Origin of the sequence: Enterobacter sp. BNK-14 (assembly GCF_047456095.1) — a bacterium.
Classification (GTDB): domain Bacteria; phylum Pseudomonadota; class Gammaproteobacteria; order Enterobacterales; family Enterobacteriaceae; genus Enterobacter; species Enterobacter kobei.
In genome coordinates, this window is the sequence record NZ_CP179897.1 from 3,393,328 (window position 1) to 3,416,591 (window position 23,264).

The following is a 23,264-nucleotide window of genomic DNA, read 5'->3' on the forward strand; positions in this document are numbered from 1 at the left end:
ACTGAGATCACCTTACGGTGTTACGTATCCTGATTATTGTCTGATATTGATCGTCCTGTGGCGTACTGGCGCGGCGTAGCGGCGCTATAGCGAACGAAGGTCTTATGGAAATGGCTCTGATCGGCAAACCCACTCTGGTAGCTCACGTCGGCAATATCATCCCCGGCGCGCAGCCGTGCTTTGGCGTATTCCACGCGGGAGATATTAAGGAAGCTGGCTGGCGTCAGCCCGGTGTCCTGCCGGAAGGTACGAATCAGCGTCTCCTTGCGTAGCGAGAAGCGTTGAGCCAGTTCATCAAGCGAAGGCGGTGCAGCCAGATCGGCAAGAAGTGCCTGCTGAATATGCTGGCTGGTTGAACGCAGCGCATCAGGGTTATCCGCACGGTGGGGAAGGACAGAAAGCAGCTTGTCCACGGATGCAGGCGACATTGTCTCAACAATATCAAGGAAGTGGTTGAAGAACGTAGCGTTACGGATCACCTGGAGCGCCAGAGGACGATCGGTGTCGATATAGAGCATATGGTAGCTGCGCGCTTGCCCGGCGATGGGGTTGCAGCTGTGCGGCGCATAAGCCGGGATCACAATCAGATCCCCGGGATGAAGGATGTACTCCCTGTCATGGCACACGCAGCAGGTCTGGCCTTCCACAATCGCGCCAAGAGAGAGTTGAGGATGACAATGACGTTTGTAGGCTTGCGTGCTCTGCCATGTGCTGCGGAGCTCAAGGCCTGAGGCGCGGTGAAAAGTCTGGAGGATGTGTCGGGTATCGGTCATGGGAACTCCTTCTGGACGTTTTTTATACCACGTCAGGGAACCGTCTGGCAGCGCTTCATTAGGAACCGTCCGGATATACCCAACTTTACGTCCAGAGCCAGTCATGTTGACTACCCTTAATACCCTAAGCGGTAAAACATGGAGATTCGATATGGCTTATCAGACAGTAAATCCTGCCACTAACCAGCTCATCAAAGAATACCCCTCACATACCGACGCGGATATTGAAGCGGCCCTGAAGGCGGCTGATGCGCTTTACCATTCTGACTGGGCGAAAGGCGACATCAACCAGCGTCTCCCGGTGTTGCATAAGCTTGCCGACCTGATCGACGAGCGCGTGGACGATCTGGCGAAAATTGCCAGTCAGGAGATGGGTAAGCTCATTGAGCAGAGCCGCGGCGAGGTGAAGCTGTGTGCACAAATCGCCCGCTACTACGCCGACAACGCGAAGCAGTTCCTGGCGCCGGTGAAGTATCCCTCTGAACTTGGGGAAGCGTGGGTGGAGCATCACCCCATCGGCGTACTGATGGCCGTTGAGCCGTGGAACTTCCCGTACTACCAGCTGATGCGCGTTCTGGCGCCGAACCTGGCGGCGGGGAACCCGGTCATCGCCAAACACGCCAGCATTGTACCGCACTGCGCTGAGACCTTTGCCCATCTGGTACGCGAGGCGGGTGCGCCGGAAGGGGCGTGGACCAACCTGTTTATCTCGTCCGATCAGGTGGCGAACATCATCGCTGACGATCGCGTCCAGGGTGCCGCGCTGACCGGTTCCGAAAAAGCCGGTAGCGTCGTGGCCGCACAGGCGGCGAAGCACATCAAGAAATCCACGCTGGAATTGGGCGGTAACGACGTCTTCGTGGTACTGGATGACGCCGACCTCGAAAAAGCGGTGAAGACGGGGGTCAGTGCGCGCCTCAACAACGCCGGGCAGGTCTGTACCGCGGCGAAGCGCTTTATCCTGCATGAAAAGATTGCGGATGCCTTCCTGACTAAATTCACCGAGGCGTTTAAGCAGGTGAAAATCGGCGATCCGCTGGACGAAAGCACCACGCTGGGACCGCTGTCGTCTAAAGATGCGCTGGAAACGCTGACCAAACAGGTTAACGAGGCGGTGAAAAACGGTGCGACGCTGCACTATGGCGGTAAACCTGTTCAGCGTGACGGCAGCTTCTTCGAGCCGACGATTCTGACGAATATCTCTCGCGACAACCCGGCGTATTTCGAGGAGTTCTTCGGTCCGGTGGCCCAGATGTATGTGGTGAAAAACGACGACGAGGCCGTCGCCCTGGCGAACGATTCACACTATGGCCTGGGTGGGGCGGTATTCAGTCAGGATATCGAGCGCGCGAAGAAAATGGCGTCGCGGATTGAGACCGGGATGGTGTACATCAACTGGCTCACCGATACCGCGCCAGAGCTGCCGTTCGGCGGCGTGAAGCGCTCCGGTTATGGACGCGAGCTGTCGGATCTGGGGATCAAAGAGTTTGTGAACCAGAAGCTGGTGGTGGTGCGTAAGTAACGTCATCGCCTTTCTTGCCGGGTGGCGCTGCGCTTACCCGGCCTACAAAACCCGTAGGCCCGTGCAAGCGTAGCGCCGCCGGGCGAAACGCGCAATACAGCCTTAGAAGGACACACCACCGCCCACGTATGCGCCGTCAATCAGCGTGTGGCCAGGGCGACCGTCTTTGCCATCAACGCTCACGTGGCGGTAACCCACTTTCAGGGTCAGCGGCGTGACAGGCGTCCAGCTTACGCCCCCGTTGGCTTCCACATAGTTTTTCACGCTGTTGTTCAGGCCTTCAGGCGCAACGTAACCTTCGCCATAGACATGGATGCTGTCAGTCAGCGCAACGTTTACGCCGCCACCAATCGGGAACGCCACGCCGTTATCGCCTTTTTTCGGGCCGATGTAGATCGCCTTCGCGCCTGCGTTCAGCATGACCGGGCCCACTTCCAGGTTGTAGCCTGCGCCCACGCCACCGGTCTGGGTACCGTCATCGGTGTTTTTGAGCCAGTTGCTTTCGGCGTACAGGCCGGATGAGGATTTGCCCATTTCCAGATTGAGGTTAGTAAAGTTTTTACCCTGCTCAACGCTACCGCCCATGGCCAGTGCGGAACCAGAGAGGGCTGTCAGTGCAGAAAGAAGAAGGATATTCAGTTTTTTCATGTTTCATGCCTCATCATCAAATTAATCTGGAGGCACCATAACAAGCGATGTTTATGACTGCAAATGTGATGCAAGTCGCTGTTTTATGCTGGTTTTGTTAAATTTTATTTATTTAATGTTGCGTTTTTGTTTGATTGAACGGGAGTCAACGCGTGATTTTCAGGCGTTTAGAAACCGTTTAGTTTTTTGACTAAACATAAACTGAACGAGGGCGGGATAGTGACTGGAGGTGTAATAATGGAGGCTCCAGAAATTTCCAAAAATATTTCAAAAATCACATAAAACAACAAAGATTTACACTTATGGTGGTGAAAACACGTCCTCTCGCGCAGGCGCCTTTCCCTGCGATGTCATTTTTCTGACACGTTTGTTCATTACGTTGTTGGCTTCTCTTACTGGATGCTAACAATATGAAAAGAAAAATCATTCCTGTGCTGGTTGGTTGTGCGCTCTCTTTCTCTGGCCTGGCGGCACAGCCCACGGCTGAACGCTATGTCGTCAGCTTTCCTGAAGGCTCACACGTCAACTACAGCGGCGCGTTCGCCAGCGCATTTCCGAACGGACTCCCGGTGGGCATTGGCTCTGGCCTGCTGTTTACGGGTAAGCAGGGCGATGCTCTGACCTTTGCAACCGTGACCGATCGCGGTCCAAACGCCGATGCGCCAAAAATGGGTAAAAATGAAGCCAAAATTTTTGTCACGCCGGATTTCGCGCCGCTGCTGATGACCATCCGCGTGCAGAACGGTAAAGCAGAAGCGACGGATGCCCGCCCGCTGCATGACGATAAAGGCGAGATTAACGGTCTGCCGCTGCAAAGCGGCGTGATTGGATCCACCAATGAGGTGGCGTTTAGCGACACCCTCAAGACGCTGAAGGGTGACAACCGCGGGCTGGATACGGAAGGCATCACGCCGGACGGCAAAGGCGGCTACTGGCTGTGCGACGAGTATGGCCCGTTTCTGATTAACGTCGACAGTAAAGGGAAAATCCTGGCGATCCACGGCCCGCAGGCGGCGGAAGGGGAAAAGTCGATCGCGGGCGGTCTGCCAAACGTTATCAAATGGCGTCAACCGAACCGGGGCTTTGAAGGCCTGACCCGTATGCCGGACGGGCGCATTATCGCCGCGGTACAAAGTACGCTGGATATCGACGGTAAAAGCAAAAAGCAGGCGCTGTTTACGCGTCTCGTGAGCTTCGACCCGGCGACCGGCAAAACAGCGATGTACGGCTACCCTATCGACAGCGCGGCCTACAGCAAAAACAGTGATGCCAAAATCGGCGACATCGTGGCGCTTGATGACCAGCATATCCTGCTGATTGAGCAGGGAAGCGATAAAAATGACGGGATGCGTAACCTTATCTACAAGGTGGACCTCAGCAAAGCGAGCGACCTGAGCGCCTTTGACAAGCCGGGCGAGTACCCGGAGTTTGATGATGAGAAAACCCTGAAGCAGCGCGGCATTACCCTTGCGGCAAAAACGCAGGTCGTTGATTTGCGCGCGCTGGGCTGGCAGCAGGAGAAAGCTGAAGGGCTGGCGCTGATCGACAGCAAACGGCTTGCCGTGGCGAACGATAATGACTTTGGCGTGAAGGTGGCGATGCAAAATCCGGTCGAGGGCAAGAAGCTCAAGGATTATCGGGTGAACGCGGAAGGCAAGCTGACGCTGGATGATAAACCGGTTGAAACCACGCTTAGCGTGAAGCCGCTGAAGAAGCCTGAGTCGGATAGTGAGCTGTGGATTGTGACGCTGCCGGAGGCGTTGAAATAAGTTTAGGCACCCCTCAACCTTCCCCTCTCCCCACGGGGGAGAGGGGAAGCAGGGCGGTTATTTTTTCAGATCTGCAAACGCCGCGCGAATCTCTTCCTCCGGCAGCTGTATGCCAATAAATACCATTACGCTACGCGGCGCTTCATCGCCCCACGGGCGATCCCAGTCGGCGCTGTATAAGCGCTGCACGCCCTGGAACAGCAGGCGGTTCGGTTCGCCGTCGATCCACAGCATCCCTTTGTAGCGCAGCAGTTTGTCGGCAAATGACAGCAGGAGGTTCTCCATCACGCGGGAGACCTCGCTGATATCCACCGGGTAATCCAGCTCCACCACAATCGACGTCACGTCGTTTTGCTTGTCTCCCATAAAGTGGAAACGCGGTTTCGTGGTGACGTTCTCTTCCAGCATAAAGCCGTTGGTGTTGAACAGCTGTGAGAGGTCGATATCGCCGTGCGTCACGGTGTAAATCGGCGCGCGGGAGTTAATGCGGGTCAGACGTTCACGCAGTTTCTCGCTGTCACCCGCCACGTCGGTTTTGGTCAGCAGGATGCGGTCGGCGTAGCCCACCTGAGACTGGGCGATGGTGAACTGGTTCATCTGATCGTTGGCGTGAACCGCATCGACCAGGGCGATGACGCCGTCCAGCAGGTAGCGCTGGCAAAGAATGTCATGGGAGAAAAAGGTCTGAATAATCGGGCCGGGGTCGGCCATGCCGGTGCATTCAATCACCAGGCGGTCGAAGTCGATTTCACCGCGATCGCGGCTGTCGAGCAGATCCAGCAGGGCGTCTTCCAGCTCGTTTGAGCGGGTACAGCAGATGCAGCCGTTGGTCAGGGTTTTGATCTGCGTGGCGCGATCGCCAATCAATTGATCGTCCACGGAGACTTCGCCGAATTCGTTTTCGATGACGGCGATCCTGAAGCCGTGCTGCTCGTTCAGGATGTGGCGCAGCAGGGTGGTTTTACCGGCGCCGAGGAAACCGGTCAGCAGGGTGACGGCAATCGGGGTCATGTTCTCTCCTTTAGCAGCAGCGGACGCCGCCTTCTCCACTTCCACCGTAGCGTGCTTCCTGACGCTCGCGGAAGAATTCAGTGTAGGTCATGTACGGTTTATCCGGATGGTTGGTCTTCATATGCTCAACGTAGTTGTCATAGTCCGGAATACCAATCAGCATTTTTGCCGCCTGACCGAGGTATTTTTTCGCTTCGCCTAAGTTACCAAACATAATACATCCTGATAAGACAAAGCCCGGTGGCGCTACGCTTACCGGGCCTACAGTACCGTTGTAGGGCGGGTCAGCGTAGCGCCACCCGCCATTTTTTTTTAATGGTGTGAAGAGGTCTTCACGCCGCCTTCCGGCACCGGCACGTACGGCGTTTCTTTATCCGTACGGCCTTCGGCGTTACGCACTTTCAGCCAGGTTTTGATACCGTAGAAAATGATGCTGTACACCACCACCAGGAACAGAATGCTCAGACCTGCGTTGGTGTAGTTGTTCACCACGATATGGTTCATGTTGGCAATCTGCTGCGCGGTCAGATCTGCGCCGCCTGCGGCAATCTTCTCTTTGTACTGGTTCGCCATGAAGAAGAAGCCTTCCAGCTGCGGGTTGGTGCTGAACAGCTTCAGGCCCAGCGCCCAGGTGGTGCAGAGCAGCAGCCACAGTGCAGGAATGACGGTCACCCAGATGTATTTGGTGCGTTTCATTTTCACCAGTACGACGGTGCCAAGTACCAGAGCCACAGCGGCCAGCATCTGGTTAGAGATACCGAACAGCGGCCACAGGCTCTTCACGCCGCCGAGTGGATCAACCACGCCCTGATACAGCAGGTAACCCCACAGGCCTACGCAACCCGCAGTGCCGAGCACACCCGCCACCAGAGAGTCGGTTTTCTTCAGGAACGGCACGAAGTTACCCAGCAGGTCCTGCAGCATGAAGCGGCCCGCACGGGTACCGGCATCCAGCGCGGTGAGGATAAACAGCGCTTCAAACAGAATACCGAAGTGGTACCAGAAGCCCATGTCTGCCCACGGCAGCACTTTATGGAACACATGTGCGATACCGACAGCCAGCGTCGGTGCGCCACCTGCGCGGTTCAGCACGGACGGTTCGCCGATGTCTTTCGCGGTCTGCATGATCTGCTCAGGGGAGATCACGAAGCCCCAGGAGCTGACGGTCGCTGCCGCGTGGGCGCTGGCATCCTTCAGCTGGGCCATGATCAGCGCGGTATTTTCGCCGCCCATCTCATGCAGGTTTGGCATGGTGATGCCCAGACCCGCAGGCGGGGTGTTCATTGCGAAGTACAGGCCCGGTTCGATGATAGACGCCGCAACCAGCGCCATGATCGCCACGAAGGATTCCATCAGCATCGCGCCGTAACCGATAAAGCGCGCGTCGGTTTCGTTGGCCATCAGCTTCGGCGTGGTGCCGGAGGAGATCAGCGCGTGGAAGCCAGACACGGCACCACAGGCGATGGTGATAAACAGGAACGGGAACAGCGCGCCTTTCCACAGTGGGCCGGTGCCGTCAATGTACTGAGTCACCGCCGGCATTTTCAGCTCAGGGTTGATGATCACAATCCCGATAGCCAGCCCGACGATAACCCCGATTTTCAGGAAGGTCGCGAGGTAATCACGTGGTGCCAGAATCAGCCATACCGGGAGCAGGGCGGATACAAACGCGTAACCAATCAGCGCGAAGGTGATGGTGGTGTCCTTAAAGGTCAGCGCCGGGCCCCAATACGGGTCATGCGCAATGACGCCGCCAAAGTAGATAGAGGCAACCAGCAGCACGATACCAATCACGGAGACTTCACCCACGCGCCCCGGGCGCAGGAAGCGCATGTAAATGCCCATGAACAGCGCGATCGGTACGGTAGAGCAGACGGTAAACACGCCCCACGGACTTTCGGCCAGCGCTTTCACGACGATCAGCGCCAGCACCGCGAGGATAATGATCATAATCAGGAAACAACCGAACAGGGCAATGGTGCCCGGCACGCGACCCATCTCTTCTTTGATCATCTCACCCAGCGACGAACCGTTACGGCGTGAGGAGATAAACAGCACCATAAAGTCCTGCACCGCGCCCGCGAGCACCACGCCCGCCAGCAGCCAGAGGGTACCCGGCAGGTAGCCCATCTGCGCGGCCAGTACCGGGCCGACCAGCGGGCCAGCGCCTGCAATGGCGGCAAAGTGGTGACCAAACAGCACGTAGCGGTTGGTTGGCACGTAGTTCAGGCCGTCATTGTTAATGACCGCCGGCGTGGCGCGCGTTGGGTCGAGCTTCATGACCTTCTGCGCGATGTATAAGCTGTAGTAGCGATAAGCCACAAGATAGACGGAAACGGACGCGACGACGATCCACAGGGCGCTGACGTGTTCGCCCCGGCGTAATGCGACAACCGCCAGACAGAAAGCACCGAGGATCCCGAGTAAGGCCCAGGGCACGTGCTTAAGTAGTTTTTTAGTATCCATAGTAAGACCTGGTTTTTTATGTAAAGAAAAAAGGGTCAAGGTTCGTTGTGAGGAGGTATTGAATAATGCTGGAGCGATCGTGCCAGATCCTCGCGCGTGTAAAGGTGGGTAAATGAATGAGTGGTTGAAAGTGACGGGTGAGCGGTCAAAGGAAGCGGCGAGTGGTTAAGGCTCGCCGCCGCTGGAGGAAATTATGTGATTGAGATCACTTGGTTATCCGGGCTGCGCGCCATCGCCAGATAGTTTTCCAGCGTTTTAACCAGTTTCTCCTTCAGCCAGTTCGGTTCCAGGATTTGAATATTCGGCAGCCAGTAGAACAGCAGCGGCAGGATCTGGTTCTCGTGTGCCGCCCGGCAGCGCAGCGTGATACCGCCGCGTTGTTCTTCCAGCAGCTCTTGTTCCGGCAGAAGATCCCGGCGCAGGAAGTAATGTGAAATATTATCTTTAATGAATATTTTCACGGTGAAAGTATCTTCAGACACCCACGGATCGAGGCTTTTTTCCAGGAGCGCGCGGACATTCTCTTCAGGGGTAAAAAGGGTTTTCTGAATATCAAACCAGCGAATCTGACTCAATGAAAAGGATTTAAGCCGACTATTTTCGGTAGCTTGTAAATACCATATATTTTTTTTGTTAATGAGTTTATAGGGATTAATCAGGCGGGTTTTACCCTTATAAACGATCTGGCAAACATTATGGTTATTAATAGATTTCTCAATTTTCGCTAAATGACGGCTGATATCACGTTGTACCGTGTGCTCTGCGTCGTTTCCAAGGATAAGAATATGATTTTCGTCAACGCGTGTTTCCAGCTTTTGCCAGAATTCCGTATTTCTTTCAGGGAAAAAGTTATCTGCATTCAGGAAGTTAGCCAGTGTGTGATGTAACCCTTGTCCGCCGGGAGATTGTGCGGAATGGATCAGCCGATATAGCCCGTTACCGGTATGTTCAACGATTGGAGAGAGCGCATTTAAATCCCGGTAGACGGTACGCTCGGTAATTTTAAATTTGGTCATTAGCGCACTGCGGTTTACCACACCGTTTAAATGTAGCTCAACCAGAATATCGACCAGACGTTCAGCCGAGCGGCTCCGCGTCGTTTTAGCCATAAGGTAATCCTGTATATTAGGTATGCGCTGAATGAAGCGGGAAGCACTGACCAGAGATGTCAGTATTCAGGCACAGAAAATTTATCTTATGGTTGTATAACGGCGTGATTTAGCGGAAACCTTAGGAGTTTTTGCAGAAAGTGGCGCTGGCCGAAAAAAAGGCCAGCGCGCGGGAGAATTACGCGGTGGCTTCCACCTCCATCATGACCGGGTGGAAACGGCGTTTGAAGTAGATCAGGCCGTGTCCTGCATCACTCAAAATGATATTTTTAATTTCAACAAGATACACCAGATGCGTGCCGATGGTTTGCACCTGGCTTATCTCGCCTTCCAGGCTTGCCAGCGCACCTTTCAGCATCGGCTGCGCCAGCGGGCCTTTCTGCCAGCAGGAGAGGGCAAAGCGCTCCTCCATTGTCATACCGGTCATCCCGGCGAAGTGGCGAGCCATGATCTCCTGCTCGTGGTTCAGCACGTTTATGCACAGTCTGCCGTTGCCCTGGAATACCGGGTTCATGGCGCTGTTGGCGTTGATGCACACCATGACCGACGGCGGCGTGTCCGTAACCGAACAGACTGCGGTGGCGGTAATGCCGCAGCGGCCTGCTTCCCCCTCGGTGGTGACGACATTGACTGCGGCCGACAGGCTGGCCATCGCGTCGCGAAAACGCAGGCGTTCTTCTGATTGCATTGAAACCTCCCGCTGCGCTATTTCAGCAGCTTATCCAGCATGTTGATATCGCTGTTGTTGTGCAGGTGCGGCACCGTCCAGCCGTGTTGGTCGTATTCGGACATACAGCGGTCGACCATCGCCATCATTTTGTCCATGTTGCCGGAGCTCTGCGCCTGGCGCAGACACTGCAGGCGAATTTCATCCTGGCTACCGGAGTAGTTGATCTCATACAGCTCGTGACGGCCGCCAAACTCGCTGCCAATGGCATCCCACATCAGCTTCAAAATCTTGATGCGTTCGACGTGATCCATGCCGTTGGAGCCGCGCACGTATTTCGCCAGATACTGGTCAATCTGTGGGTTATTCAGGTCCCGCGCGCTGGACGGCAGATAGATCAGCCCGCTGGTGACGTTACGTTCGATAATATTCTTAATCTTCGCGTAGGCCATCGGAGCCATCACGCGGTAGGTCTGCAGCGCCGCGTGGTCCGGCAGATACGCGCCATTGACCCACGGCGTGGCTTCAGAGCACATGGAGTCGCTCAGCGCCCAGAACATATTGCGCCAGGCCACCACCTCGCCGAGATCCGCCTGTACGCCGCGGAATTCAAGGGTGCCGGTACACTCCAGCGATTTTTTCAACAGGGCGGTGATGAAGTCGAGCTTCACTGCCAGGCGCACGCATGCCTGTAGCGGATACATCCGCGCAAAGCCACCTTCCATCGTCCAGCGACGACAGCGGTCGAAATCGCGGTAGATCAGCACGTTTTCCCACGGGATCAGCACATGATCCATCACCAGGATCGCGTCGTTCTCATCAAAGCGGCTGGAGAGCGGGTAGTCATACGGGGAGCCGGTTGCGCCAGCCACCATCTCGTAAGAGGCACGGGAGATGAGCTTGACGCCTTCGGCATCCATCGGTGCGACGAACATCAGCGCAAAGTCCGGGTTTTCGCCCATCACCTGCGCGGAGCCGAAGCCGATCATGTTGTAGTGGGTCAGCGCCGAGTTGGTTGCCACCACTTTCGCCCCGCTGACAACGATCCCGGCGTCGGTCTCTTTCTCCAGTTTGATGTAGACGTCTTTCACCTCATCCGCCGGTTTGTGGCGGTCGATAGGCGGGTTAACGATGGCGTGGTTGAAATACAGCCCGGTTTCCTGAATGCGGGTGTACCAGCTGCGGGCGTTCTGCTCGAACTGACCGTAGAAGGCCGGGTTGGCACCGAGCGCGCAGCCGAACGCGGCCTTATAGTCCGGCGTACGCCCCATCCAGCCGTAGCTTAGGCGTGACCATTCGGCGATAGCGTCGCGCTGCTGGCGCAGGTCGTCGGCGCTTTTCGCCACGCGGAAGAACTTGTGGGTGTAACCGCCGCTGCCGGTGTCGGTGCCCCAGCACAGCGTGTCCTGCATGTCCGGCTTGTGCAGGGCATCGTACATCTGCGCGATGGAGGCTGCCGCATTGCGGAACGCCGGATGGGTGGTGACGTCTTTGACGCGCTCGCCGTAGATATAAATCTCACGCCCGTCCTGCAGGCTTTTTAAATACTCTTCACCGGTTAACGGACGTTTGGCATCGGCGCGGAAATCTTCAGGCTTCATAGGGACCTCGTATCGGAATAGTGATGTTAAATTTATGTTTTGTTTTTGTTGTTTAATTGAAGCGTGAGAGGGGCGGGACGTGAAGGGACGATTGGGACAACGGCGGGTACTTTTCGGGGGGGATGTGGATTTGTGATCTGTGCGGCTTTTCGGCGGGTGGCGCTGCGCTTACCCGCCCTACGAACCGTGATGCGTTCAGGAAACCGGTACTTTCTGCGCCCGATATGCGCTTGGCGAGCACCCCACTAAGCGGTTAAAAAAGCGGGCGAAATAGGCCGGATCTTTAAACCCCAGCTGCCAGGCAATCTCGCTGACCGCGCTGTCGGAAAAGAGCAGCAGCCGTCTGGCTTCCCGCAGCTGTCGGTCGAAGATCAACCGCTTCGGCGGGCGGTTGGCGAAGCGGCGACAGATATCGGTTAGCCGGGATTCGGTCAGGTGCAGTTCGTTGGCATATTCCGGCACTGTCCAGTGCTGGTGGTAGTGCGTGTCGATCAGCTGGGTAAAGCGCTGGAACAGCTTCAGCTCGCCGCGCATACCGCCTGAAGCGTGATCGTCGAGCTTCGCGTTGCGCAGCAGCAGAGTGAATACGGCCTGCGCCAGCAGAACCAGCGTATGCTCGCGGCCCGGCAGCTGTTCCATGGACTCCCGGGCTATCAGCTGCCAGTAGTGTTTCAGCGCCGCCAGTTCATCAGGCTTGTCGGCCAGCGACAGGCAGATCCCCGGCAGACCAAACGCTTCCCGGGTGCCGGGGTAGAGCACCTCCAGCAGCGGCCAGATCAGATCCTCGCGCACCGTCAGCACGTGCCCGTCGCTGTCGGATTCGGTAATAAACGCGTGCGGCACCGACGGCGGCGTGAGAACGAAAAGCGGGGCCTGCACCGAGTAACGGTGATCGTCGAGCTGGAGTTCAATCTGCCCGGTATCCAGAAAGTGCATCTGAAAATACTGGTCGTGACGATGCGCCTGCATGTCGCGGCCAAAAAAGGCCGCCATGCGTGCGAACGACTGGTAGTGCACATCGTCGGTGCCCAGACTTTCGTCGTACTCCTTGCTGATATCAATGTTGGCGATAGGGCTCTGGCACATGATCGTTCCTCTGTTGATCCCGCTGCGTCATCGGAATGCGCGTCAGCACCAGCGCGCCGACCACCAGTAGCCCGGCCACAAACCACAGCCCGGAGCTGAAGCTGCCGGTCGCGTCGCGCAGAATGCCGATCAGCAGCGGGCTAACGGCAGAACCCACGTTGCCGATGGCGTTGATCACCGCCAGCGCCACCGCGCGGGACTGCAGGCTAATCACCCGATCTGGCGTGGTCCAGAATATCGCCATGGCGGTAAATGATCCGGTTGAGGCCATGATGATGCCAAGCAGCTGGATCAGGCTGTGATCGGTGGCGGAGGCCAGCATCCATCCCGCCGCCGCGAACAGGTACGGCAGGATGGTGTGCTTTTTTCGCTCTTTCAGCCTGTCGGATCGGCGGCTCCACCAGATCATCCCGAGGATGGTGCAAAACTGCGGGATCGCCGCCAGCAGGCCAATGACGATATTGCTGCTGCCGGTGTTAAAGCTCTGCAGGATCTGCGGCGTCCAGATGTTGATCGCGCTCAGCGTGTTGGTCAGGCAGAAGTAGGCCAGCGTATAGAGCAGCACGGCGGGCGTCAGCACTTCTCGAAGCGTCGAGCGCGGCGTGACGGCGCGGGCAATGGCGACCTCCTGCTCGCGGGCGATCATGGTTTTCAGCGCCTGCTTTTCGTCCTCATCCAGCCAGGTGGCCTGATCCGGCGTGTCGTTAAGGTAGAACCAGGTTACTACCCCGAGCACTACTGACGGCAGCCCTTCCAGCAGGAACAGCCACTGCCAGCCCTTCAGGTTCCACAGCCCGTCCATCGCCAGAATGTACCCGGAGAGGATTGAACCGAGCATCATGGTGACCGGCATGGCGATCATAAACAGCGCGTTGGCGCGGGCGCGGTGATAGGCCGGGAACCACCATGTGAGATAGACCAGGATCCCCGGCAGGAAACCGGCTTCGGCAATGCCCACCAGCATGCGCAGGACGTAAAGGGTTTCAGGGCTGGTGGCGAACATGGTGCAGGTGGAGGCGATGCCCCACACCACCATGATCCCGGCGATCCAGCGCCGCGCGCCGATCTTCGCCAGCATGATGTTGCTTGGGATCCCGCACAGCACATAGGTGACGTAAAACAGGGTTGCGGCCAGGCCAAACATGGTGGAGGTGAGGCCGAGATCTTTACCCATCGTCAGTCCGGCAAAGCCGATGTTGATGCGGTCGAGAAACGAGAAAACAAACAGGATAAAGAGAAACACGATTAAACGTCGGAACAGCTTGTTAATGGCGCGTTGTTCAACAGCTTTATTATCATGGGTTTGCAGGGTAGAGGTCGTCATGGTGCGCTCCAGATCTTACGTTTAGTAGACGGATTTATTGTTATTAACTGACGTAACCGGTTGTTCGATAAAGCGTGCAGCCAGCGCTTCCGCACCGCGGGCGAGCAGGGTGGTGTCGACGCCGACGGCGACAAACAGCGCGCCGAGGTCGAGATAGCGTTTTGCCAGCGCCTCGTTTGCCATCAGGATGCCGGGGGCTTTGCCCGCGCTCAGGATCTGCGCGATCGCCTGCTCGATAGCGGCCTGGACCTCCGGGTGCTGCGGATTACCGGCAAAGCCCATGTCGGCGCTGAGATCGGCCGGGCCGATAAACACGCCGTCGACGCCTTCCACGTCGAGGATCTGCGGCAGGTTTTTCAGCGCCTCACGGGTTTCGATTTGCACCAGTACGCACATGGCGTCGTTAGCCTGCTGCAGATAGTCCGGAATGCGGTTCCAGCGCGACGCTCTTGCCAGCGCGCTGCCGACGCCGCGAATGCCCGCCGGTGGGTAGCGGGTGGCACGTACCGCCAGCCGCGCTTCTTCAGCGTTTTGCACCATCGGCACCAGCAGGGTTTGTGCGCCGACGTCCAGCAGCTGTTTGATCTGCACCGGATCGTTCCACGACGGGCGCACCACCGGCTGGCTCGGATAAGGGGCGATGGCCTGCAATTGGGTTAAGACGGTTTGCACGCTGTTCGGGGCGTGCTCGCCGTCGATCAGCAGCCAGTCGAAGCCTGCCCCGGCCAGCAGTTCGGCGCTGTAGCTGCTGGTGAGCCCCAGCCATAAGCCGATTTGTGGACGGCCCGCTTTCAGCGCCGCTTTGAATGCATTCTGCATGATTGTCTCCTTACACAAAGCGGCAGCTGATGGAGCCCATGTTGCCGTAGTCAACGTGGAAAGTGTCGCCTCTGCTGGCGGGCACCGGGCGGGTAAACGAGCCGCCGAGGATGATCTGCCCCGGCTCAAGCTGCACGTCGTACGGCGCCAGCTTGTTCGCCAGCCACGCCACGCCGTTCGCCGGGTGGTTAAGCACGCCAGCGGCCACGCCGGTCTCTTCGATCACGCCGTTGCGGTAGAGCAGGGCGGAGATCCAGCGCAGATCCAGCGCGTCGGGCTTAATCGGGCGACCGCCGAGGATCACCCCTGCGTTGGCAGCGTTATCGGAGATGGTGTCGAACACCTTGCGCGGGCGCTGGGTTTCCGGGTCAACGTTGTGGCAGCGGGCGTCGATCAGCTCCAGCGCGGGAATGACGTAATCCGTGGCGTTGTAGACGTCGAAGATCGTGCAGTTCGGGCCGCGTAGCGGTTTTGCCAGCACGAACGCCAGCTCTACTTCGATGCGCGGGACGATAAAGCGATCGACGGGGATGTCGCTGCCGTCGTGGAAAAACATGTCGTCCAGCAGCGCGCCGTAGTCCGGCTCGCTGATCTGCGAGCTGGCCTGCATCGCTTTGGAGGTGAGGCCGATCTTGTGACCCTTCAGCACGCGGCCTTCGGCGATTTTCAGGCTTACCCATTCGCGCTGAACGGCGTAGGCGTCGTCAATGGTGATCTCCGGGTAGTCCAGCGAGATCGCGCGGATCTGCTCCCGGGTTTGTTCCGCCTGATGCAGGCGGTGGGCGATCAGGGTATGGGTGTGTTTATCGAGCATGGCGATATCCTGTTGTATTGTTTTCTCCCTCTCCCAAAGGGAGAGGGGACAGATCGAGCGGTATTACTTAAACAACGCGTGCACGTTGTTTTGTTTGTAATTGAGCGTCGGGTGCAGTTCGTCCAGCTCGAACGACAGCGCCAGATAGCGGGCAGCCATCAACGCAGCAAAGTGCGCTTTGATAAGCCCAAACAGCATTTCCCCCACGGCTTCCCGACTTTCCAGGCTGCGCCCGGAACCGATCTTCAGCGTCATATGCACAAAGGCGTAATCCTGCTTACCGTCGGCCATCTGCCAGGTATCCAGCCAGTGGGCGCGGCTGCGGATACCACCGATCGGGAAGATGCCCGTGGCGGCCAGCGCCTCGTTCACTTTGGCGAACAACCCCGGCAGGTCTGCCTGCTCGCGGATGTTGTCGGTACATTCAGCAATAAAGTGCGGCATGGTGGCTCCTCACGCGGGCAGGGGGAAAACGGCGTTAACCTGGCCGGTGCCGGAGCTGGCGAACAACTCGGTGAGAAACTCCACCTTGCCGTCGTATTTGTCCCAGCCGAGCATGCCCAGCAGCATCACCGTGTCATGCATATTGCCCTCGCCGTAGCAGTAGTCGGCGTATTCCGGCAGCATGCTGCAGAATTCTTTGAACTGCCCCTCTCGCCACAGCTTCACCACGCGCTCGTCCATCTGGCGGTCAAACTCGCGGGTATAGCTGTTCATCCCTTCTTCCGCGCGCTGGTCGTCGATAAAGCGGTGCGACAGTGAGCCGCTGGCGAGCACCGCCACGGTGCCGTCGTATTTTTTGATGGCGCTGACGATGGCCTCACCGAGTTTGCGGCTGTCGGCGAAGTCGTGAACGGTGCAGAACGCCGAGATAGAGACCACTTTGAAGTGTTTATCCGGGTTCATGTAACGCATCGGCACCAGCGTGCCGTACTCCAGTTTCAGGCTTGGGATGTTGTGCGCCTTGGCGCGCACGCCGAGCTTCACCGCCTCGTCGGCAATCAGCTGGCCGAGCGCCGGGTTGCCGTCGTAGTCGTAAGTCATGTCGCGGATAAAGTGCGGCAGTTCGTTGCTGGTGTAGACGCCTGAAAAATGGTCCGCACAGTTGATGTGGTATGCGCTGTTCACCAGCCAGTGGGTATCGAAGACGATGATGGTGTCCACGCCCAGCTCGCGGCAGCGCTTGCCGATCTCTTTATGCCCGTCGATGGCGCCCTGACGGCAGCCGTGGTTTTTCCCCGGCAGCTCGGAGAGATACATTGACGGGACGTGGGTGATTTTTGCCGCTAACGCTAATGTACCCATGATCAGATCCCCCATTTTGGAATCGGATGGTCGCCCATGGAGATGCAGACGTTCTTCATCTCCGCAAACACCTCGAAGCTGTACTCGCCGCCTTCGCGCCCGGTGCCGGAGGCCTTCACGCCGCCAAACGGCTGGCGCAGGTCGCGCACGTTCTGGGTATTGACGAACACCATGCCCGCTTCGATATTGCGCGCCAGGCGCAGCACTTTGCTGACGTCCTGGGTCCAGATGTACGACGCCAGGCCGTACTCCACGTCGTTCGCGAGGCGCAGACCTTCCGCTTCATCCTTAAACGGCAGCAGGCAGGCCACCGGCCCGAAGATCTCCTCCTGCGCCACGCGCATGCGGTTGTCGACGTCCGCCAGTACGGTCGGGCGCAGGAAGTTGCCGCCTTTCAGATGTGCAGGCAGGTCGGTCGGTTTGTCCGGGCCGCCCGCCAGCAGGGTCGCGCCCTCTTCAATGCCGAGGCGAATATAGCCAGAGACTTTCTCCCAGTGTGACTTACTGATGAGTGCCCCAATCTGGGTGGTCGGATCGGTCGGGTCGCCCACGCGCAGACGGTTGGCACGCTCCGCAAAGCGTTTGACGAACTCCGGGTAGATGCTCTGCTGGATGAAGATGCGCGAGCCCGCGGTGCAGCGCTCGCCGTTGATGGAGAAGATGGTGAACAGGGCGGCATCCAGCGCGCGCTCGATGTCCGCGTCTTCAAAAATCAGCACCGGGGATTTGCCGCCCAGCTCCATGGAATACTTCTTCAGCCCGGCGTTTTTCATAATATTGCGCCCGGTGGCCGTGCCGCCGGTAAAGGAGACGGCGCGCACGTCGTGATGACGCACCAGCGCATCGCCTGCCGTCGCGCCGTAGCCCTGCACCACGTTGAGTACACCCGCCGGAATGCCCGCCTCCAGCGCCAGCTCGCCCAGACGGTCGGCGGTCAGCGGGGAGAGTTCAGACATTTTCAGTACCGCGGTATTGCCGAGCGCCAGGCACGGGGCGACCTTCCAGGTGGCGGTCATGAACGGCACGTTCCACGGTGACACCAGCGCGCAGACGCCCACCGGCTGCACCAGGGTGTAGTTGAGCATTTTGTCGTCAACCGGATAGGTTTTGCCGTTCATCTGCTGACACACCTCGGCGAAAAACTCGAAGTTGTGCGAGGCGCGCGGGATCAGCACGTTTTTAGTCTGGTGGATCGGCAGGCCGGTGTCGGCGGTCTCCATAGCGGCGATCTCGGGCACGTTCTGATCGATCAGATCGCCCAGACCACGCATCAGGCGTGCGCGTTCCTTCATCGGCAGGTTGGCCCATTTTGGAAACGCCTCTTTCGCGGCGGCTACGGCCTGATGGATTTCGGCTTCACCGCCGGAAGCCACTTCGGCCAGCACCTCGCCGGAGGCCGGATTGGTGGTGTGGAAATAGTCGCTTCCCGCCACGTTTTTGCCGTTGATCCAATGGTTAATTTTTTTCATTTTGCCGTCTCCTCACTCACAATTCGGTTTACCAGGCGTCCCACGCCTTCCACTTCCACCACCACTTCATCCCCCGGCACCACGTCGGACAGCCCCTTCGGCGTGCCGGTGGCAATCATGTCGCCCGGTTGCAGGGTCATAAAATCGCTCAGGTAGGCAATCAGGAACGGGATGCTGAAAATCAGATCCGCCGTCGTGCCAAGCTGTCGCAGTTCGCCGTTAACGAAGGTGCGCAGGGCGAGGTTGTGTGGGTCGGGAATGGCTTCTTTTGGCACGATGTTTGGGGAAATGGGGGTCAGCCCGTCGCGGCTTTTCACCCGCAGGTTTGGGCGGTAGTAGTTCTCGAGATAGTCGCGGATGGCGTAGTCGTTGCAGACCGTGTAGCCCGCAACAACGTCCATCGCCTCGGCTTCACTCACCTTGCGCGCGGTTTTGCCGATGACCACCACCAGCTCCGCTTCGTAGTGCATGTAGTCGATGTTGTTCGGGCGCACCGAGGTCTGGTCGTCACCGTTGAAAGTGTTCGGCGCTTTGATAAACACCAGCGGCTCGGTGGGGGGCTTGAAGTCCAGCTCGCTGGCGTGGTCGGCGTAGTTTAGGCCAAGGGCGAACAGCGTGGCGTGCGGGGGCGTGCGGTGAGCGATAGCGACGTCGCGTTCGTCCACCACCGGGTTTTCCAGCGGCGGAAAACCTTTTGCCAGAATGCGTACCCGGTCTCCAGGGCGGATCTCGACGCGGCTGTGCGGGGTGCCGAGCAATATCGCATCGCCGGGATTAAGGGTCGCGAACTCACTCAGGGCGCTCAGCAGCTGCGCGGCGTTGCGATGCAAATCGGCCGTATTCCAGTGGTCCGCCTCGCGGCCGTTAATTTCGGTGATGAGGGTCAGGTTATCCACGTTATCAACGTTGACCAGCTCGCCCAGCGGACAGAATCCGTCCCGGCATTTCGCCTTGATCGCCGGGCGGTAGAAGCTCTCTTCCGGCAGACTCACCTCGTTGGCCAGCGCATATCCGGCAATGTACGCCGCCGCGTCTTCCTCGCGCACCTTGCTGGCCGTTTTGCCCACCACCAGCGCGACCGTTGCGCCGCTTAGCACCGTTTCACCCTGCGGGAAGGGAATGGGATCGCCTGCGCGGATCACGGTGTTATGCGGTTTGATAAACCACACTGCCGTTTTCGGCGGCGTGTTGTAGGGGGCTTTTTCAAACGCCTCAGCCCAGGCATCGCGCTGGCTTTGATGATTCAACGCGACGGCAAAAACGGTACCTTTCATTCACCTGCTCCTCACCCCGGCAGTCCGGGTTATAATTTCATTAATATGTTAATGATCTGGTTTTATGCTTTTGCTGTTTATTTCGCAATCAGAAGTGAAAAATTTGTGATATGAATAACAATAAATTTACATTTTGGTTTTTATTTTGATTAAAATCAGTGTGTTAACAAAAGTGGCGGGTTTCTGTTAGACTTTTTGGCAGAAAACGTGTTGTTTATAAAAACATCTTTTATGAATTGTTTACTTGTTAATGAAGGTCGGGGAGAGGCTATGCATGATTCATTAACCATCGCGCTGCTGCAGGCGCGGGAAGCGGCGATGTCGTACTTCCGACCCATTGTGAAGCGACATAACCTGACCGAGCAGCAGTGGCGTATTGTGCGCGTGCTGGCGGAACATCCGTCGATGGATTTTCACGATCTGGCGTTTCGCACCTGCATTTTGCGTCCCAGCCTGACCGGCATTCTGACGCGCATGGAGCGCGACGGCCTGGTGCTGCGCTTAAAGCCAGTGAACGACCAGCGCAAGCTGTACGTGTCGCTGACCAAAGAGGGCAATGCGCTGTATGAGCACGCCCAGGCACAGGTGGAAGAGGCATACCAGCAGATTGAGGCGGAATACACGCCGGAGAAGATGAAACAGCTGACGACGCTGCTGGAAGAGTTTATTGAACTCGGAAACCGGCATAACGCAGCGCGGGAAGAAGAGTAAAAACCACAAATTCCAGGATGATTTTCGTAAAGTTTTCCCTTTCCAGGCCGAAAATTCTGTATCTGTCTGAGGAAAGAGAAAACATGTTAAACCGTATCAAGATTGTCACCAGTTTAATGCTGGTTTTAGCTATATTTGGCCTGTTACAACTCACATCCGGTGGTCTTTTCTTCAATGCCCTTAAGCATGACAAAGAGAATTTCACCGTCCTGCAAACCATTCGCCAGCAACAATCCACGCTGAATGCCAGCTGGGTGGCGTTGCTGCAAACCCGTAATACACTGAACCGCGCGGGTATTCGCTACATGATGGATCAGAGCAATATCGGCAGCGGCGCGACCGTTAACGATCTGATGCAAATCGCGTCCACGTCGCTGAAGCAGGCGGAAAAAAACTGGGCCGCCTACGAGGCCCTGCCGCGCGATCCGCGTCAAAGCGACGCGGATGCCATGGAGATCAAGCGTAACTACGATATCTACCACGGTGCGCTGGCGGAGCTGATTCAGCTGCTGGGTGCGGGCAAAATCAACGCCTTCTTCGATCAGCCGACCCAGAGCTACCAGGATGGTTTTGAGAAGCAGTATGTCAGCTACCTGCAGCAGAACGACAAGCTGTATCAAATGGCGGTTGAAGACAGCAAGAGCTCCTTCAGCCAGGCCATCTGGGTGTTGATTAGCGTGCTGCTTGCCGTGCTGGTGGTGATCGTGGCCGTCTGGTTGGGTATCAAGCAGGCGCTGATTTCGCCGCTGACGCGCCTCATCGACAACATTCGCCATATCGCCAGCGGCGATCTGGTGAAGCGCATTGAAGTGGAGGGTTCCAACGAGATGGGCGAACTGGCCGATTCTCTGCGTCATATGCAGAGTGAGCTGGTACGGACCGTTGGCGACGTGCGTAATGGCGCGAATGCTATCTACAGCGGCGCGAGCGAAATCGCGATGGGCAATAACGACCTCTCTTCCCGTACAGAACAGCAGGCTGCGTCCCTGGAAGAGACTGCTGCCAGCATGGAGCAGCTGACGGCGACCGTGAAGCAGAACGCCGAAAACGCCCGTCAGGCGAGCCATCTGGCGCTGAGCGCGTCCGAGACCGCGCAGAAAGGCGGTAAAGTGGTGGACAACGTGGTGCAGACCATGCGCGATATCGCCGGTAGTTCGCAGAAGATTGCCGACATTATTAGCGTTATCGACGGAATTGCTTTCCAGACCAACATCCTGGCACTGAACGCGGCGGTAGAAGCGGCGCGCGCAGGCGAGCAGGGCCGTGGTTTTGCGGTGGTGGCAGGTGAGGTGCGTAACCTGGCCCAGCGCAGCGCCCAGGCAGCACGTGAAATCAAGAGCCTGATTGAAGACTCTGTGGGTCGCGTGGAAGTGGGTTCAACGCTGGTAGAAAGCGCCGGTGAAACCATGGGCGAGATCGTGAATGCGGTAACCCGCGTTACGGATATCATGGGCGAAATCGCCTCGGCTTCTGACGAGCAGAGCCGCGGTATCGACCAGGTGGGTCTGGCGGTCGCCGAGATGGATCGCGTGACCCAGCAGAACGCCTCGCTGGTGGAAGAGTCTGCCGCAGCGGCGGCGGCGCTGGAAGAGCAGGCGAGCCGCCTGACCCAGGCTGTCGCGGTGTTCCGCATTCAGCAGGAGCAGATGAAAGCGCGCGAGTTCGCTTCGGCGAAAAGCGTTGCTACCCCGGTGATGTCGCGTAAAGCGGCAACCGCTGATGCGGGTGATAACTGGGAAACGTTCTGATCGTGCGTGTTGTGCCGGGTGGCGGCTTCGCCTTACCCGGCCTACGGGGAGGGGTATGTGCCGGGTGTCGGCTATGCCTTACCCGGCCTACGGTTCAGGGTTTTGTAGGCCCGGTCAGCGCAGCGCCACCGGGCGATATCAAAGCGGCAGACGCATGGCGCAGCGGGAGTCAAACGCTAAGCCGTGCGCTGTCTCATCTTCCCTTTTCTGACGCAGTTCAGGCGTGAGTTCAGTGACGTATTCAAACCCCAGCCGCGCATAGAACGGCGCATTCCACGGTACGTCGCGGAATGTCGTCAACGTCAGCGACGACAGCCCCCCTTCACGGGCATGGTCAGCCACAGCGTTAATGAGCTGCCGACCAATCCCCTTTCCCTGCCAGTCCAGATGCACCGAAAGTTCGACAATAAACAGCGATGTCGCGTGCGCCTCTGCGAGGATAAACCCAACGGGATGGTCGTTCGCCAGTGCCAGCCAGCTTAGCCCCCGTTCGGCATAGTTGAGATGCTCTTCAGTTGAAATCACCTCACCCCCGGCAAGCCAGGCGAGAGGGGGGATTTCACGAAAACGCTCGCCCGCCGCGCGTTCAATGGCGGGCAGGGTGGCAGCGTCGTTGAAGGTGGTAGGGCGAATGCGAATGTTCATGGCGGGAAGTATAGCCTGACCCGCCGGTATTATTCTGTGCAGACCAGTACCGGCGAGTAAAAATTGCTGATAACCAGTGCATCATGCGGCGTGCGCTCTATCGCCAGGAGCCTTTTTTTCCCCTGGGTCAGGCCCGCGACGTACTTCTCAAATACGCCCTGCGGCATGGCGTCATGGCCAAAACGCTCCACTTTTTGAATAACGATCTCATACAGTTCCCCTTCCACGTGGCGCCATTTAAACATCTCCTGACGGGACACTTCCCAGTGGTTTGGGGCATTCTCCACGTTACCGTTTAGCGTGATGTACCCGGTTTTGTTGGGGTGAAACTGCATGATGACCTCCCCGTCAAACGTGAAATCGTGGCTGTCACGTTTGTCGGAGAAGGTCAGGTATCCATTGCAGGCCACCGACAGCGGTGGCGTGTAGAAATACCACGCCAGTGCAGCGCCGGTAATCATCAGGTTAAGGGCCAGAATGAGCCAGATTTTTGTGTATCTCAT

22 protein-coding genes are annotated in these 23,264 nt (G+C 57.6%); 4 read left to right on the forward strand and 18 right to left on the reverse strand.

The window, feature by feature from the left end; genetic code table 11:
* Positions 1-20: 20 nt before the first annotated feature.
* Positions 21-773 carry an AraC family transcriptional regulator gene (locus ACMGGM_RS16150; protein WP_059372202.1) on the reverse strand — a complete coding sequence of 251 codons (753 nt, stop codon included), beginning with the start codon at positions 771-773 and terminating at the stop codon, positions 21-23.
* Positions 774-924: 151 nt separating this feature from the next.
* Between ACMGGM_RS16150 and ACMGGM_RS16155 the strand changes: the two genes are divergently transcribed.
* Positions 925-2,295 carry an NAD-dependent succinate-semialdehyde dehydrogenase gene (locus ACMGGM_RS16155; protein ID WP_023331941.1) on the forward strand — a complete coding sequence of 457 codons (1,371 nt, stop codon included), beginning with the start codon at positions 925-927 and terminating at the stop codon, positions 2,293-2,295.
* A gap of 102 nt (positions 2,296-2,397) precedes the next feature.
* Here ACMGGM_RS16155 and ACMGGM_RS16160 read toward each other — a convergent pair whose 3' ends face one another.
* The gene (locus ACMGGM_RS16160) at positions 2,398-2,943 is read right to left on the reverse strand and encodes a YfaZ family outer membrane protein (RefSeq protein WP_023331942.1); all 546 of its coding nucleotides are present in this window, start codon (positions 2,941-2,943) and stop codon (positions 2,398-2,400) included.
* A 410-nt stretch (positions 2,944-3,353) separates the two neighbouring features.
* Between ACMGGM_RS16160 and ACMGGM_RS16165 the strand changes: the two genes are divergently transcribed.
* Entirely contained in the window at positions 3,354-4,712 is a 1,359-nt protein-coding gene (locus ACMGGM_RS16165; RefSeq protein WP_014882406.1) for an esterase-like activity of phytase family protein, read from the forward strand.
* A gap of 57 nt (positions 4,713-4,769) precedes the next feature.
* Here ACMGGM_RS16165 and yjiA read toward each other — a convergent pair whose 3' ends face one another.
* The 14 genes from yjiA to hpaG form a co-directional block, all read right to left on the reverse strand.
* On the reverse strand, positions 4,770-5,723 hold the full coding sequence (gene yjiA / locus ACMGGM_RS16170; protein ID WP_023331944.1) for a GTPase: 954 nt from the start codon (positions 5,721-5,723) through the stop codon (positions 4,770-4,772).
* 10 nt (positions 5,724-5,733) lie between these two features.
* Positions 5,734-5,937, reverse strand: a complete 204-nt coding sequence (locus tag ACMGGM_RS16175; RefSeq protein WP_003856610.1) for a YbdD/YjiX family protein — start codon at positions 5,935-5,937, stop codon at positions 5,734-5,736.
* 98 nt (positions 5,938-6,035) lie between these two features.
* The gene (locus ACMGGM_RS16180) at positions 6,036-8,189 is read right to left on the reverse strand and encodes a carbon starvation CstA family protein (RefSeq protein ID WP_014882408.1); all 2,154 of its coding nucleotides are present in this window, start codon (positions 8,187-8,189) and stop codon (positions 6,036-6,038) included.
* A 191-nt stretch (positions 8,190-8,380) separates the two neighbouring features.
* On the reverse strand, positions 8,381-9,298 hold the full coding sequence (locus tag ACMGGM_RS16185) for a helix-turn-helix transcriptional regulator (RefSeq protein WP_063614414.1): 918 nt from the start codon (positions 9,296-9,298) through the stop codon (positions 8,381-8,383).
* A 178-nt stretch (positions 9,299-9,476) separates the two neighbouring features.
* Complete coding sequence (locus ACMGGM_RS16190) at positions 9,477-9,986, reverse strand: 4-hydroxyphenylacetate 3-monooxygenase reductase subunit (RefSeq protein WP_014882409.1); 510 nt, start codon at positions 9,984-9,986, stop codon at positions 9,477-9,479.
* A gap of 17 nt (positions 9,987-10,003) precedes the next feature.
* Positions 10,004-11,566, reverse strand: a complete 1,563-nt coding sequence (hpaB, locus tag ACMGGM_RS16195) for a 4-hydroxyphenylacetate 3-monooxygenase, oxygenase component (RefSeq protein WP_023331946.1) — start codon at positions 11,564-11,566, stop codon at positions 10,004-10,006.
* A gap of 195 nt (positions 11,567-11,761) precedes the next feature.
* A complete protein-coding gene (gene hpaA, locus ACMGGM_RS16200) occupies positions 11,762-12,652 on the reverse strand; it encodes a 4-hydroxyphenylacetate catabolism regulatory protein HpaA (RefSeq protein ID WP_045268931.1) in 891 nt (296 codons plus the stop codon).
* Positions 12,624-13,976 carry a 4-hydroxyphenylacetate permease gene (hpaX, locus tag ACMGGM_RS16205; protein WP_023331947.1) on the reverse strand — a complete coding sequence of 451 codons (1,353 nt, stop codon included), beginning with the start codon at positions 13,974-13,976 and terminating at the stop codon, positions 12,624-12,626. Before hpaX ends, hpaA begins: the two co-directional genes overlap by 29 nt.
* 21 nt (positions 13,977-13,997) lie before the next feature.
* Positions 13,998-14,795, reverse strand: a complete 798-nt coding sequence (gene hpaI, locus ACMGGM_RS16210) for a 4-hydroxy-2-oxoheptanedioate aldolase (protein WP_014882413.1) — start codon at positions 14,793-14,795, stop codon at positions 13,998-14,000.
* 10 nt (positions 14,796-14,805) lie between these two features.
* On the reverse strand, positions 14,806-15,609 hold the full coding sequence (gene hpaH / locus ACMGGM_RS16215) for a 2-oxo-hept-4-ene-1,7-dioate hydratase (protein WP_023331948.1): 804 nt from the start codon (positions 15,607-15,609) through the stop codon (positions 14,806-14,808).
* A 63-nt stretch (positions 15,610-15,672) separates the two neighbouring features.
* Positions 15,673-16,053, reverse strand: coding sequence for a 5-carboxymethyl-2-hydroxymuconate Delta-isomerase (locus tag ACMGGM_RS16220; RefSeq protein WP_014882415.1), 381 nt, complete (start codon positions 16,051-16,053; stop codon positions 15,673-15,675).
* A gap of 9 nt (positions 16,054-16,062) precedes the next feature.
* Positions 16,063-16,914, reverse strand: a complete 852-nt coding sequence (gene hpaD, locus ACMGGM_RS16225) for a 3,4-dihydroxyphenylacetate 2,3-dioxygenase (RefSeq protein WP_014882416.1) — start codon at positions 16,912-16,914, stop codon at positions 16,063-16,065.
* 2 nt (positions 16,915-16,916) lie between these two features.
* Positions 16,917-18,383, reverse strand: coding sequence for a 5-carboxymethyl-2-hydroxymuconate semialdehyde dehydrogenase (hpaE, locus tag ACMGGM_RS16230; protein ID WP_032637572.1), 1,467 nt, complete (start codon positions 18,381-18,383; stop codon positions 16,917-16,919).
* The gene (gene hpaG, locus ACMGGM_RS16235; RefSeq protein ID WP_023331949.1) at positions 18,380-19,657 is read right to left on the reverse strand and encodes a 4-hydroxyphenylacetate degradation bifunctional isomerase/decarboxylase; all 1,278 of its coding nucleotides are present in this window, start codon (positions 19,655-19,657) and stop codon (positions 18,380-18,382) included. Before hpaG ends, hpaE begins: the two co-directional genes overlap by 4 nt.
* A 270-nt stretch (positions 19,658-19,927) precedes the next feature.
* Between hpaG and hpaR the strand changes: the two genes are divergently transcribed.
* Both hpaR and tsr read left to right on the forward strand, forming a co-directional pair.
* Entirely contained in the window at positions 19,928-20,368 is a 441-nt protein-coding gene (hpaR, locus tag ACMGGM_RS16240) for a homoprotocatechuate degradation operon regulator HpaR (protein WP_014882419.1), read from the forward strand.
* An 83-nt stretch (positions 20,369-20,451) separates the two neighbouring features.
* Complete coding sequence (gene tsr, locus ACMGGM_RS16245; protein ID WP_014882420.1) at positions 20,452-22,116, forward strand: methyl-accepting chemotaxis protein; 1,665 nt, start codon at positions 20,452-20,454, stop codon at positions 22,114-22,116.
* Positions 22,117-22,254: 138 nt separating this feature from the next.
* On the opposite strand, the gene ACMGGM_RS16250 is transcribed toward tsr, so the two are convergent.
* Both ACMGGM_RS16250 and ACMGGM_RS16255 read right to left on the reverse strand, forming a co-directional pair.
* Complete coding sequence (locus tag ACMGGM_RS16250) at positions 22,255-22,761, reverse strand: GNAT family N-acetyltransferase (RefSeq protein ID WP_333155047.1); 507 nt, start codon at positions 22,759-22,761, stop codon at positions 22,255-22,257.
* 29 nt (positions 22,762-22,790) lie between these two features.
* A complete protein-coding gene (locus tag ACMGGM_RS16255) occupies positions 22,791-23,264 on the reverse strand; it encodes a hypothetical protein (protein WP_032637567.1) in 474 nt (157 codons plus the stop codon).